This window comes from Pradoshia sp. Z4_20, assembly GCF_058216035.1.
Window position 1 is genome coordinate 1,112,036 of the sequence record NZ_JBZAJD010000001.1, and the last position, 14,386, is coordinate 1,126,421.

Consider the following 14,386-nt stretch of genomic DNA (forward strand, 5'->3'; position numbering starts at 1 on the left):
AAGAAGGAATAGTTTTGCCAAAAACACATAAAAAAGCATCTATATTAAAAATACTAACAAGATTTTTCTTCATTACACTTGGTGCAGTCATGATGGCTGTTGCATTGGAACTCTTCTTGGTACCAAACAGTGTCATTGATGGTGGAATAACTGGGATATCCATTATGCTTTCACATATAACCAAATTACAGTTGGGACTATTCATCTTTATTATTAACTTGCCATTCCTTTATATTGGATACAAACAAATTGGTAAAACTTTTGCGATTTCCTCTATTTATGGTATTGCTGTCCTTTCTGTTAGTACAGCAATGTTGCATCATATTGAGCCATTTACAGATGAGAAAATCCTGGCTGTGTTATTTGGAGGATTGATTCTTGGACTTGGAGTTGGGATTGTCATTCGTGTTGGCGGTGCCCTTGACGGTACAGAAATCATAGCGATTTTATTATCTAAGAAATTAAGATTACCAGTTGGACAAATCATTATGTTCATAAATGTTTTCATCTTTATAGCTGCAGGTTTCGTATTTGAATGGGATTCTGCAATGTATTCTATTTTCGCGTATTATATGGCCGCTAAGGTTATGGATATCGTAGTAGAAGGTTTAAATGAATCTAGATCTGTAACGATTATTTCCAACGAATATGCAGAAATTTCAGAGGCTATTCAGGATCGCCTTGGAAGATCGACCACGTTTATTTATGCAAAGGGTGGCTACCTAAAGGAAGATACGCAAATGGTTTATTGCGTAATGACACGTCTGGAATTGGCTAAATTAAAAGATGTTGTACATGATATTGATGAAAATGCCTTTATAGCGATTCAGAACGTTTCTGATGTTATGGGCGGTAACTTTGAAAAGAAAAACATACACTAATATTTAATACGATAGCAGCTCATCATTGGGCTGCTATTTTTGTTAGTTGAATAAATTACAAATATTTCTAGAGTAAAAATAATATTTAATGGGAATAGAAGTGAGAGATTAAGGGAGGAATTTAGATATGAAAAATGATAAACCGATTATTGGGTTAACAAGTAATATATTAAAAATAGAAGGAAACAATACAACAACTGTATTTTTAAGTTATTCAGAAGCAATAAAAAAAACAGGTGGAATTCCATTGATTTTTCCATTGGGTAATGAGGAACTCGCTAAGATTTGGGTTTCGATGGTTGATGGGATTTTATTAACGGGTGGTATTGATGTGAATCCGATATTTTACAATGAACCACCAAGTGAGGATTTAGGAGACACACATAAGGGGCTAGATCAATCACATTTCCAAATCATTGAAGAAGCACGCAAGCAAGGGAAACCGTTATTTGGAATATGCAGGGGTTCACATTTAATTAATGTAGCAGCAGGTGGAAGTCTCTACCAGCATGTTGAAGAAGATAAAGAAGATGATAATTCTGATGATTTGGAGCATCTATCAAATGTAGAGCGGCCTGAGCCAGTTCATACAGTTTTTTTAGAACAGGATAGCCAACTATATAGTATTGTCAAAAAGGATAAAATGGATGTGAATAGTTTTCATCATCAGGGCATAAAAGAGTTAGGTAAAGGCTTAAAACCAGTCGCGAAGGCTGAAGATGGATTAATAGAAGCGTTTGAAGGAATTGATGATTCAATTATGGCAACACAATTTCATCCAGAAGAATTGCGTAAACATGATGCCAGCATGGATCAATTGTTAAGACATTTTATTGGTGTTTGTAAGCAAAACGCTTTATGAGAAATTAAGTAAGCTAAACGAAAAGACTGTCATTTGGCAGTCTTTTTCTATGTGTAGTATATTGGGATAAATAGAATATACTGGGTTAGGGGTCGAGCGCCATGTTGGATGAAGGCAAAGTACCAAGTAATTCAAAAGCTTATTTGACGATTTAGTTTTACCTGCTGATACAAATCAGTACAATTCGATTTTTGGTGGTAAGGTAATGGCGTATGTTGATAAAATTGCAGGAATTGCTGCGATGCGTCATTGTAGAAAACCAGTGGTTACAGCTTCAAGTGATTCGTTCGATTTTCATGCTCCTATTAAATCTGGGCAGGCTATCTGTTTGGAGGCGTTTGTTACTTGGTCACACAATACCTCAATGGTGGTGTATGTAAGGGTTGAAGGAGAGAATCTGATGACTGGAGAGAGAAGACTAACGTCTGAGGCATTCTTGACCATGATTGCGATTGATAAAGATGGAAGGCCCTCTTCAGTTCCTAAAGTACTGCCTGAAACCGAGCTTGAAAAAGAGCTGTATAATCGTGCTGAAGCGAAGTATCAAGAACGGAAAATGAGAAAGCAGAAATCTAAATAAGGGAGTCACCAAAGCCTTGGAAATATGTTTTTCAGGTTTTATGATGATTTTTGTAACGGCTAATACTCCTCAATTATTCCTGCTTTTTAAAAAGAAATAGTCCTAAATTAGAAGGAAATTTCTAGAGATGAATAGCTATAGTTGAGTTACTTCTACCAAAGAAGAGAGAAAACATATACATAGATCCAGACCGAATTCAGTAACCTGAGGGAGCTAGTTTACTATTATAGAGATTAACACAGATGATAACAGGGAGGGCTGAGGCCTTCCCTTTTTTATTTCTGAAAAATAAATAATGGTATCTGACTCCTCTAGATATTTCATATTAACCATGTGTATACCTCCGAAACTGAACAGGGTTTACAGAGAGTGATATAGACTCAAGATCAGATGTTCTCAGTATTAATTGGATGATTATCCTATCATAAAAATCTTAGGATCGTCAGATATAAATAACTCAAACGAAGGTACTATATTATATGAAAATACTAATTGTGAATGCTGATGATTATGAGATTTATTGCATTTGAAATTTCTGGTTAGTAAGCCTTTAAAAAGGGTATTGTTTTATCAACGTTATGAATGATTTTTCGACTATGGAATATTGATTGGAAATTCCAATCTGATACGTATTAAAAGATATGAAAATATGGATAGCATAAGATAAAGCAGGAGAATCAGAGATGAGGACTGCAATATTATAAAATATCAAATCTATCTAAATGGAGGGAAAATGATGAATGAAGTAGAAAAATTCAGGTTAATTCTCCATGGTGGAGACGGTCGAAGCTGTGCGGTGGAAGCAATTGCTGCAGCGAAGCACGGAGATTATAGCCTAGCTCACCAAAAATTGAAAGAATCAACAGATGCTATTCTAATGGCTCATCAAACGCAAGTTTGTTTATTACAGAAAGAAACGGAAGAAGTTATGAATGTATCATTCTTAATGCTACTTGCACAGAATAATCTGATGAAAACCTTGACAGTTAAGAATATGGCTGCTGAATTTGTAGAATTATATGAAAGCAGCGAGTTACACACCGGAATTGATAGAAGAATTTATAAAAATGTATGAGGAATAAATTGGCTGTGAAGGGATTATGGTTTACCGATATTGAAGATGGCAAATAAAAACTGGAAAGAGTAGGAGCGTTGCCAAATTAAAAAGAAGGTTTGCTTGTATTATCATTGAATTGATGGGTAGAAAGGCATTACAACAAGCTGTCAATGAATAAAGGAGCAATCAGGAAGTTTACTCTATGACAGCGTTGTTGAAATCAGCTGTATTATTACAAGTAAGGGCCTTACCAATAGCAATTGGCGATCTTCCGGTTGCGTCTGAGTACAGTAAAGTAAATTAAATCATTTGAGAGTGAAACGGTAATTTTGGAAAACAGGATTAGCTGTAATTGAGTTAACGAGCAATCAACTTGTATCTTCGGGGGTTAACAAAATAGTTGAAAAACTCTGTAGCTCTATAAATTTCAGCTTTTATAATTCTTCACTTAACTTTTTTTGAAGCCTGAGAGGCTTTTTTTATTGCCTCAATATATTTTCCTTTGCCAATTTGGTTAATTCCTTCACCATGCTTCCACCTAGTTTACCGCCGATTTTTCCTGCATCTGCTGCAGCAATGCGACCATTATATCCTTCATTGAGGGGAATGCCAAGATCTTTAGCTACTTCATATTTTGCTCTGTCCGGGTGGTCGGCTTGCGCCACTTTTGCTTTCAGCTGATCTAATTGTTCCCTGGATTCAGGTACTAAAATTTTTCTGCGTTTGGCCATCGTTAATCACGTCTCCTTTAAATATAAGGTGCCCAAACCGCATTTTATCTACTCGATTTGTTATAATGAATTTTATATGAATTAGATAGAGATATTTAGCAGGGGGAAAATTGAAGTTATGAAATTTGTTTCTTGGAATGTGAATGGGATAAGAGCTTGCGTTGGAAAAGGTTTTTTGGATACTTTTAAAGAATTAAACGCTGATATATTTTGTTTGCAGGAAACTAAACTGCAGGAGGGCCAGATTAATCTGGAGCTGGATGGCTATTATCAATACTGGAATTACGCTGTAAAAAAAGGATACTCAGGCACGGCAATTTTTACTCGTCAAAAACCATTATCCGTTAAATACGGGATTGGGAATGATGAGTATGATGTGGAAGGCAGAGCCATTACATTGGAATTTGATCAATTTTTCATTGTAAATGTGTATACACCAAATTCACAGCGTGACCTGGCAAGGCTTGGGTACCGTTTGGTTTGGGAAGATTTACTTTATGCTTACTTACATGAATTGAATAAAGAGAAAGCAGTGATTTTAACGGGAGATTTAAATGTTGCTCATAAACCCGAAGATTTACGAAACCCCAAATCAAATAAAGGGAATTCTGGATTCACAGATGAGGAACGAGGTAAGATGACAGCTTTATTATCTAGCGGTTTTGTTGATTCCTTCCGTTATCTCTATCCTGATAAAACAGAAGTGTATAGCTGGTGGTCTTATATGAGCAAAGTCCGCGAACGTAATATTGGGTGGCGGATTGACTACTTTATTGTGTCTGAATCAATCGCTAATCTAATTACCGAAGCAGAAATCCACACGTCAATTATGGGTAGTGACCATTGTCCAATTTCTTTGGAAATGAAAATTTGAGTCGATGTAATTTTTAGTTAGTCGTATAGAGAAGTCCATATTCAAAAGTAAGGCATTAATCTAAAAATTATTTGAAAACAAAGAAACACTTTCAGCATTTCGAGAAAGTGTTTCTTTTTGTTTGTTAAAGCATTCTGTAAATCTCTTTATGGTTTACCGTTTGATTAGAATACCAAAAATGAGGTAGAAGATACTCCATAAAGTAATTCCCCATATCAAAAAGATACCCAATAAGGCTGCAATATCCATTAAAGATTTTATTTCAAACCATCCACTGAAAATAAGACATGGAAAAATGGTCAAAAGCATAAAACCAAAGTGAATTATACTCTGCTTCTTCAACGACCAGCCATCAATACTGTATATAACTGAAAAACCTGCAACTAGAGCACTGAATATACCCACAATAAACGTACTTCTTACCTCATGAACCGGTCCAGAGCCGTAATAAAGAACAATTGATATACTAGTCAAAATTAAAAAAGGTATAAACGCTCTTATCATTCCTGCCGTTACATAAGCTATTGTCTTCACCTCGTTCATATATCATATTCACAAGAGTAGACCTTACCAATAAACAGATTATATTTGTTAACATATTTATAATTTTGCCGTAACAGTAGGGGCATGCTGGGCAGTATTTGGCACACGGAGCATGAAGAGCCCGCCAATGATAAATAGGACCACTAAACTAAGCACACCAATATTTGTATTGCCGGTAATTTGCGTTGTGATTCCCATTAAAAATGGACCGGTAATAGCAGCAAATTTTCCAAAGATATTATAAAAGCCAAAAAATTCATTTGAAGACTCTTTTGGCACAAGTTTAGCGTAATAGGAGCGGCTTAAAGCTTGAATCCCACCCTGTGACGTACCTACCAGGATAGCCAATATCCAAAAATCAAGCGCTGACGTAATAAAATAAGCGTAGATACAAATAAATGTGTAGATTGCTATACCTACTAAAATCATGATTTTTTCATTGTATTTAGCTGCCAGTCTGGCATATAGCAAAGAGAATGGAGCGGCTATGACTTGCGTGACAAATAAAACAATTAACAAGGTAGTCGAGCTAAAGCCTAAATCAGTTCCATAGGCAGTCGACATCGTAATAATCGTATGCACACCATCAATATAAAAAAAATAAGCAATCAGGAAAATAAATAAATGACGATAGGCTCTGATATTTTGGAACGTAGCAAACAGGCGTTTAAAACTCATCCTGATTGGGTTTCTAACCCGTTCAATATAATATGTTTGTTGTACATTTCTTAACAGCGGAATCGTAAATAATCCCCACCATAGTGCTGTGATTATAAAGGCTGCTTGCATTGCTGCTGTAATGGAGAGTGGAATGATTTTTTGTTGAGCGAGCAGGGTGAGGGCAATCCCAATGATAAATGGAATGGTACTTCCTATATACCCCAATGCATATCCGTGAGCAGAGAGTTTACTCATTTTATTATCATCGGTCACATCTACTAAAAAGGCATCATAAAAAATATTTGCGCCTGCAAAACCAATGGAAGTGATGATGTAGCAAATCAATAAAATGATCCATTGATCAAAAGGTACGATTGCTAGCATGAAAGTGAAGAGTATCCCCAGTGAAAAAAAGAAAATAAAGAAACGTTTCTTAAATCCTTTAAAATCTGCAATTGTACCCAAGAGCGGTGCCAAAATAGAGATTAATAATGTACCAATAGAATTGGCATAACCCCAATAAGCAGTTGACGTAGCATTCGATATATTCGCTGTATCTGCGGCTGCTTTGAAATAAATAGGAAAGATGGCTGTCACGATTACAATTGAATAGGCTGAATTTGCCCAGTCATAAAAAGCCCAGCTTTTCTCCTGCTTTGTTAGTGAACTCATACCTTACCTCCTTTATTCTTTTGGCTGGATAAACGCTTCTATCACCTTTCCATCTGTTTCTCCCAGGGAGAGACCCAGCATAGCAGCTAATGTAGGACCTATATCGACAAGGTGCATGTTTGGAATGATTTGTCCGCTTGTGACTCCTTTGCCTGCTGCTATAAATACGGTGCTGTAATCTGGTTTTTGAGGAGAATATCCATGTGTGGCCAATGTATATTTGGGTTCACGCTTCACATCTTCTGCGCTTATATGCTTAATGAAATCGCCTTCATAAGATTCCGTGAAATAGAACCCTTTTCTTGCTTCAAGCATGAAGGCACAAGCTGGGTCTGCCCCTAAATTTTCTGCTTCAGTACCAGTCAGGATTTGTTCAATCCCGTTGTCTTTGTTCTCCATTAATTTAGTCAATAATGACTGAACTCGCTTGTAGGTACCGATATCTTCTTTATCTTTTACGTAAATATATGCTGATCCATCACAGGATTTACAATAAGCCTTCCAATTGATCAATTTTCCTTGTTTGTTAATATGTATAAAATTTTCCCGTTTAAATAGGGTGTTTACTTGTATCGCTTTATTTTCATCTAATGCACTGTGATCCCCAAGGACAATCACTGTTGTTTCTTCATATAATTGTATTTCTTTCAATGTGGTAATAATTTGGCCAAGACGTTCATTATGCCTTGTCAGTGCTTCATTAGCTTCGCTGGAATAAAATCCATGGTCATGTCGCTTTGAATCCAAATCTGTGAAATGAACAAGAAGTAAATGTGGCTGCTTCGTTTTGATTGTTTCAAGGCAAGAGGCCAGCACAAAGTCATCTAAATGTGGTTGACTCAGTCCCTGCCTCAGATGGCCGAATTTTTTATTCAGCTGCCATTGGTAGAGAGGACTGCCGTTGAAGAGTGAGACAAGCAGTTGAGTTTGCCAGGGTCTGTTTGGAAAAATTTCCGGCAAATTGTAATCGATGTTCGCACGGCCAGTGACAGGCCATAAAAGGGAAGCGGTTGTTAGGTTGGCCTTTTTTGCCTGATCATATAAAGTAGTGCCTTTAATAGAAGATCTGTACCATTGCCAATCAGGAGATTTCCGGCCGGGCTGAATAAGCGTATTGTTGATAATCCCATGTCTTTTCGGATAATTACCTGTGATGATGGATGTATGACAAGGATAGGTTAAAGAGGGGTAGATGGTTTGAACATGGTTTGCATAAGATCCTCTCTCAATTATATCCCTGAAATGCGTTAAATTAATTAATTTAGGAAAATCCAATGCAGATAAGCAATCAAAAGATATTACAATTATTCGCTTTGTTAGGCCGTTCATAGATACCTCCTTTCCGCTTTATCTTTTATTTTACTATTGTGTAATGAATTGTATAGTTTATTTTTTTGAAAATACATAAAATTGAGATATATTTATATATAATAGATGATTTTCAAGAAGTAAATTGTGTTATACTAATTGGTAAAAAGTATAACATATTAGTTTGAATTTTAAAAAAGTGGTGATACTATTAAGTTAACGAAAAAATTAATTGAGGTTGATTTAGAGAGGGAGATGAACAGAAAAATAACAGTCATTGCTTATATATTACGAATACATAACTAATTTATGGATAGAAGGGAATTGGCTGATGAACAAGAGGGAAATTGTATACGTTATATCTGATTCGGTAGGAGAAACAGCAGAATTTGTCGTAAAGGCGGTTGCCACACAGTTTAATGGCGGACAAGTAGATATTAGAAGAAATTCATATGTAAAAAGTGAAGAAGATATTGATGAAATTATCAATTTAGCAAAACAGGACTCCTCCATTATTGCGTACACCCTTGTTATTCCTTCCTTAAAAGAGCATGTGGATTTGCGGGCTAAAGAAGCGAATGTAGTAGCAGTTGATCTGTTATCTCCATTATTAAATGCATTTGAGGAAAAATTCCATAAGCCAGCCAATCATCTTTCAGGATTAACCAGACAATTGGATGAAGACTATTTTCGTAAGGTTGAAGCAGTTGAATTTGCCGTCAAGTACGATGATGGTAAAGATGCAAGGGGTCTTTTAAATGCAGATATTGTGATAATAGGAGTCTCAAGGACTTCAAAAACTCCATTATCGATGTATTTAGCACACAAAGGGTACAAGGTAGCCAATGTGCCCTTAGTTCCAGAAGTTTCACCGCCTGATGAGTTATTCAAAATTAAAAAGAGTAAATGTGTTGGTCTGATTATAACTCCAGACCAGTTAAATGCAATCCGTAAAGAAAGATTAAAATCATTAGGTTTAACCTCTCAGTCTAACTATGCCAGTTATGAGCGAATATTAGAGGAATTGGATTATGCCGAGAAAATTATGAAAAGAGTCGGCTGTCCGATCATTAATGTTTCCAATAAAGCTATTGAAGAAACAGCGAGTATTATTTTGGATATTTTAAAAGGTGAGAGGAGCTATGTATGATGACTAAATATGTTTATCTTTTTAACGAAGGAAATAGTAATATGAAAGATTTATTGGGTGGTAAAGGAGCTAATTTAGCTGAAATGACGAATATCGGTTTACCTGTACCATTTGGATTCACCATCAGTACAGAAGCCTGTAACTCTTATTATGAAAATGAAAAACAAATTACTGACGAGATGGAAGAGCAAATTCTCGAGGCACTACATAGTCTTGAACAGAGCACTGGTAAAAAACTTGGCGACCCAAACAATCCACTCTTAGTTTCAGTTAGGTCAGGATCCGTTTTCTCGATGCCAGGTATGATGGATACTGTCTTAAATCTCGGTATGAATGATAAAACGGTTGTTGGCATGGCAGAGTTAACAGGAAATCCAAGGTTTGCTTATGACTCTTATCGTCGTTTCATTCAAATGTTCAGCGATGTGGTTTTGGGAGTAGATGGATTTTATTTTGAGCAATTGCTGGAAGATATACGTGAACAAAAAGGGTATCAAAATGATCCTGAATTAACCGCCGAAGATTGGAAAACAGTTATAGAAGGTTATAAAAATATTGTTAGAAAGCACACGAAACAAAGTTTCCCCGAAGACCCTCGTGAGCAAATGTTTTTAGCTGTTAAAGCGGTATTTGATTCTTGGAATAATCAGCGTGCAAAAGTGTACAGACGTTTAAATAAAATTCCTGGACATTTAGGAACAGCAGTTAATATTCAAAGCATGGTTTTTGGGAATATGGGTGAAGATTCCGGAACAGGAGTGGCATTTACCCGAAACCCATCCACCGGAGAGCATGTTTTATATGGGGAATATTTAATTAATGCTCAGGGAGAAGATGTAGTTGCGGGAATCAGGACACCACAGCCTATACATACCTTGGAAAATGATATGCCAGATGTTTTTGAACAATTCGTAAATACATGCAAGCAGCTTGAAAAACACTATTTGGATTTGCAGGATATAGAATTTACGGTTGAGCGTGGACAATTATACATTCTTCAAACGAGATCCGGTAAACGTACTGCACAGGCAGCCATTAGAATTGCTGTAGAAATGGTGCAGGAAGGGATCATCGATAAAAAAACAGCGCTGTTAAGAGTAGATCCGGAGCAATTGGATCAGCTACTCCACTCCCGAATTGATGACACTTATGAACGAAAACAACTGGCTAAAGGCCTTCCAGCATCACCAGGATCTGCTACAGGCCAAGTAGTATTTGATGCGAATGAAGCAGAAAGATTGGGCAATGACGGCCAAAAGGTCATTCTTGTCCGTCCTGAGACGACACCTGATGATATTCATGGAATAGTTGCTGCCCAGGCAATTGTTACAACCCGTGGGGGAATGACAAGCCATGCTGCCGTGGTAGCGAGAGGTATGGGAAAGCCATGTATCTGCGGCTGTGAGCCATTAAAGATTGATTTAAAAGAAAAGCAATTCAGAGTTGGCGATACAGTAGTGAACCATCATGATACCATTACGATAGATGGATCTACAGGTGAAATCATGCTTGGAGAGATTCCAATGATTGATCCAGAATTATCGGATGAATTTTTAACTTTATTATCATGGGCGGATGAAACTAGAAAACTAGGGGTACGTGCAAATGCCGACAATCCAGAGGATGCAAGAAAGGCTCTCGAATTTGGGGCTGGCGGAATCGGACTATGTCGAACAGAGCATATGTTCATGGATGCAAAACGTGTACCGTTTGTCCAACAAATGATTCTTTCTGAGACCATTGCGGAAAGAAATAAAGCATTAGAATATTTATTGCCAATGCAGCAAGAGGATTTTGAAGGCATTTTTGAAGCCATGCAGGGAAATCCGGTTACTATTCGCTTATTAGATCCACCATTACATGAATTCTTACCTGATAAAGAAGAATTAATCATCGAAGTGACGAAGCTTCAAATTACTGATCCTGATTCAAAGGAATTAATGAAAAAAGAGCAACTGTTAAAAAAGGTTCGTCAATTGGATGAATTTAATCCTATGCTTGGACATCGCGGTTGCCGATTAGGTATGATTCATCCAGAAATATACGGCATGCAGGCAAAAGCTATTTTCTATGCGATTGCTAACTTAATGGAGCGCGGTATTCCGGTTCAGCCTGAGATCATGATTCCGCTTGTTGGACATGTGAATGAATTGAAACAAATGCGACAATTGGTGATGGATACAGCGATTCAGGTAGAGGCAGAAACGGACAAAAAGTTCCAGTACACGATTGGTACTATGATTGAAATCCCAAGGGCAGCACTTACTGCTGATCAAATTGCCAAAGAGGCAGACTTCTTCTCATTCGGTACTAACGATTTAACCCAAACAACTTTTGGATACAGCCGTGATGATGCGGAAGGGAAGTTTTTACAAACATATATAGAAGAAAAAGTCCTGCCTGAAAACCCTTTTGCAGTGTTAGACCAAGATGGTGTAGGTAAGCTGGTCGAAATGGGAGTGAAATTGGGCAGACAAACAAAACCTGAATTAAAAACTGGCATATGCGGGGAGCATGGCGGAGAAAAAATATCAATCGACTTCTGTTATAAAGCCGGTTTAGACTATGTAAGCTGTTCGCCTTATCGTGTTCCATTGGCAAGGCTGGCAGCTGCACAGGCAACTTTGCGATATGATGATATAAAGGAAGCCGTGACTAATTAATTATTTGTTTATCTAAGAAGCGCTGTATCAGGCGCTTCCTTTTTTTATGATTAAAAAATAAACAAAGGGGTATAAAATAGTTGAAAGTCAAAAAAGGTCAGAGTATAATGTAATTAAGGTCAAAGATAGTCAAAGTCAAATTGACCAATTTTCAAATGAGTTTAGTAACTGAAACGATAAAATAAATTTAGAATTATAAGGAGGATACATCTATGGTTTGCGAAAAATGCCAACAAAACCAAGCAACTGTACAGATGCAATTAAGGGTGAATGGACATCAGGAAAATCATCATTTGTGTTCTTCATGCTATAAAGAGGAACGCAATAAATTAGGAGCTCAAATGGGAGGAATGGATTTACATCCATTTAAGCCATTTACATTAGAATCATTTTTCAACCAGGGTAACGGAGATTCATTTATGTCAGATATGTCTGGCTCAATGGACCAGACAAATCACAACCAGCATAAACAGGTCAGAACACAAACACAGCCGCCTAATGGTGGAGGATTACTTGATCAATACGGTCGTAACTTAACTTATAATGCAAAAGCAGGACTCATTGATCCAGTGATTGGACGTGAAGAAGAGGTTAAACGTGTAATTGAGATATTGAACAGACGTACGAAAAATAATCCAGTCCTGATCGGTGAACCAGGGGTTGGTAAAACAGCGATTGCTGAAGGACTTGCGCTTAAAATTGCGGAAGGGAATGTTCCCTTAAAACTAAAGGATAAAGAAGTATATCTGCTTGATGTTGCTTCCTTAGTATCCAATACTGGTATTCGTGGGCAATTTGAGGAACGGATGAAGCAGCTTATTCAAGAATTGCAAACAAGAAAAAATGTGATTCTGTTTATTGACGAAATTCATCAGCTTGTAGGTGCTGGATCTGCAGAAGGCTCCATGGATGCAGGGAATATTCTGAAACCAGCGCTTGCGCGTGGAGAGTTACAATTAGTAGGTGCAACAACATTAAATGAGTATCGTCAAATTGAAAAAGATGGGGCACTTGAAAGACGTTTCCAACCAGTAATGGTTAATGAGCCTACAACTGCAGAAGCGTTAGATATTCTAAAAGGATTAAGAGAAAGATATGAATCCTACCATTCCGTTGAATTTAGTGATGAAGTATTAGAAGCAGCGGTAGAACTGTCACACCGCTATATTCAAGATCGTTTCTTGCCGGATAAAGCCATTGACTTAATGGATGAAGCTGGTTCTAAATTGAATTTGACAATTGAAAATCAAGGTGAAGAATCAGTAAAAGAAAGATTGGCGCAAATTCACAAAGAAAAAGAACAGGCATTAAAAACAGAAGCCTATGAACAGGCTGCCAAACTTCGAGACGAAGAAGAAAAACTTGAAAATATGCTTAAAACAGGAACTGGTGAAAAGCCGAAGGTAACTGTAGAAGATATCCAGAAAATTATCGAACAGAAAACAGGTATACCAGTAGGTAAGCTACAAGAGGATGAAGCTGTTCGAATGAATAAGCTTCAAGAGGAACTTAAAAATAAAGTAATCGGTCAGGATGAGGCCGTTCAAAAAGTGGCGAAAGCTGTTCGTCGGAGCCGTGCCGGCTTAAAAGCCAAAAATCGCCCAATTGGATCATTCTTATTTGTAGGTCCGACTGGAGTTGGGAAGACTGAGCTATCAAAAGCATTGGCAGAAGAATTGTTTGGCACAAAAGACTCTATGATTCGTTTAGATATGAGTGAATATATGGAGAAACACAGTGTGTCTAAATTAATCGGTTCTCCTCCGGGATATGTCGGACATGAAGAAGCCGGACAATTAACCGAAAAGGTTCGCCGTAAACCATATAGCATCATTCTTTTGGATGAAATTGAAAAAGCTCATCCAGATGTGATGCACATGTTCTTGCAAATCCTTGAAGATGGACGTTTAACAGACAGTCAGGGACGCACAGTAAACTTTAAAGACACAGTGATTATCATGACAAGTAATGCAGGAGTCGGTGAGAAAGTTAAGAAAGTTGGTTTTGGAGCAGGAGGAGTAGAGGAAGAAGTATCTATTCTTCAATCTCTTGGCAGCTACTTCAAGCCTGAATTTTTAAACCGTTTTGATAGCATCATTGAGTTTAAATCATTAACAAAAGAAAACTTACTTGAAATTGTAGATATTATGCTTGCTGAACTATATGAAATGCTTGATCATGAAGGATTTAAACTGACCATAACAGATGAAGTAAAAGAAAAACTGGCTGAGCTTGGATATAATCCTGCTTTTGGAGCACGTCCATTACGTCGAGTTATTCAGGAACAACTTGAGGATGGAATTGCGGATTGTGTCTTCAATCACCCAGACAAGAGAACATTTAAAGCAGAAGTGATCAAAAACGAAATAAAAGTAGTGACTGTCTAATAAAAATGCCTCCTATCC

At 37.1% G+C, this 14,386-nt stretch carries 12 protein-coding genes; 8 read left to right on the top strand and 4 right to left on the bottom strand.

The features are described from left to right. The first annotated feature begins 14 nt into the window (after positions 1-14). From AC4BHP_RS05320 to AC4BHP_RS05335, 4 genes are all read left to right on the top strand, one after another. Positions 15-881 carry a YitT family protein gene (locus tag AC4BHP_RS05320; protein WP_066103573.1) on the top strand — a complete coding sequence of 289 codons (867 nt, stop codon included), beginning with the start codon at positions 15-17 and terminating at the stop codon, positions 879-881. Between the two features lie 127 nt (positions 882-1,008). Next, positions 1,009-1,743, top strand: a complete 735-nt coding sequence (locus tag AC4BHP_RS05325; protein WP_066103574.1) for a gamma-glutamyl-gamma-aminobutyrate hydrolase family protein — start codon at positions 1,009-1,011, stop codon at positions 1,741-1,743. 205 nt (positions 1,744-1,948) lie between these two features. Continuing rightward, a complete protein-coding gene (locus AC4BHP_RS05330; protein ID WP_490551527.1) occupies positions 1,949-2,323 on the top strand; it encodes an acyl-CoA thioesterase in 375 nt (124 codons plus the stop codon). Between the two features lie 736 nt (positions 2,324-3,059). Beyond that, a complete protein-coding gene (locus AC4BHP_RS05335) occupies positions 3,060-3,398 on the top strand; it encodes a PTS sugar transporter subunit IIA (protein WP_139892015.1) in 339 nt (112 codons plus the stop codon). Between the two features lie 461 nt (positions 3,399-3,859). Here AC4BHP_RS05335 and AC4BHP_RS05340 read toward each other — a convergent pair whose 3' ends face one another. Beyond that, positions 3,860-4,111 carry an alpha/beta-type small acid-soluble spore protein gene (locus AC4BHP_RS05340; protein WP_066103579.1) on the bottom strand — a complete coding sequence of 84 codons (252 nt, stop codon included), beginning with the start codon at positions 4,109-4,111 and terminating at the stop codon, positions 3,860-3,862. A gap of 118 nt (positions 4,112-4,229) precedes the next feature. On the opposite strand from AC4BHP_RS05340, the gene AC4BHP_RS05345 reads away from it, so the two are divergent. Further along, positions 4,230-4,985, top strand: a complete 756-nt coding sequence (locus AC4BHP_RS05345; RefSeq protein ID WP_139891883.1) for an exodeoxyribonuclease III — start codon at positions 4,230-4,232, stop codon at positions 4,983-4,985. A gap of 153 nt (positions 4,986-5,138) precedes the next feature. On the opposite strand, the gene AC4BHP_RS05350 is transcribed toward AC4BHP_RS05345, so the two are convergent. The 3 genes from AC4BHP_RS05350 to AC4BHP_RS05360 are packed head-to-tail and all read right to left on the bottom strand — an operon-like array spanning position 5,139 to position 8,189. Beyond that, the gene (locus AC4BHP_RS05350; protein WP_218975784.1) at positions 5,139-5,528 is read right to left on the bottom strand and encodes a DUF3021 family protein; all 390 of its coding nucleotides are present in this window, start codon (positions 5,526-5,528) and stop codon (positions 5,139-5,141) included. Positions 5,529-5,585: 57 nt separating this feature from the next. Then, positions 5,586-6,860 (bottom strand): MFS transporter, encoded by a 1,275-nt coding sequence (locus AC4BHP_RS05355; protein ID WP_490551529.1) that lies wholly within the window; start codon positions 6,858-6,860, stop codon positions 5,586-5,588. Positions 6,861-6,872: 12 nt separating this feature from the next. After that, the gene (locus AC4BHP_RS05360; protein ID WP_490551531.1) at positions 6,873-8,189 is read right to left on the bottom strand and encodes an alkaline phosphatase family protein; all 1,317 of its coding nucleotides are present in this window, start codon (positions 8,187-8,189) and stop codon (positions 6,873-6,875) included. Between the two features lie 310 nt (positions 8,190-8,499). Between AC4BHP_RS05360 and AC4BHP_RS05365 the strand changes: the two genes are divergently transcribed. From AC4BHP_RS05365 to AC4BHP_RS05375, 3 genes are all read left to right on the top strand, one after another. Next, positions 8,500-9,318: a pyruvate, water dikinase regulatory protein gene (locus AC4BHP_RS05365; protein WP_066103589.1), complete on the top strand. Its 819-nt coding sequence runs from the start codon at positions 8,500-8,502 to the stop codon at positions 9,316-9,318. Beyond that, the gene (gene ppdK, locus AC4BHP_RS05370) at positions 9,318-11,981 is read left to right on the top strand and encodes a pyruvate, phosphate dikinase (RefSeq protein ID WP_490551537.1); all 2,664 of its coding nucleotides are present in this window, start codon (positions 9,318-9,320) and stop codon (positions 11,979-11,981) included. The genes AC4BHP_RS05365 and ppdK overlap by 1 nt, the downstream gene beginning before the upstream one ends. 212 nt (positions 11,982-12,193) lie before the next feature. Further along, positions 12,194-14,368 (top strand): ATP-dependent Clp protease ATP-binding subunit, encoded by a 2,175-nt coding sequence (locus tag AC4BHP_RS05375; RefSeq protein WP_490551540.1) that lies wholly within the window; start codon positions 12,194-12,196, stop codon positions 14,366-14,368. Positions 14,369-14,386: the final 18 nt, after the last annotated feature.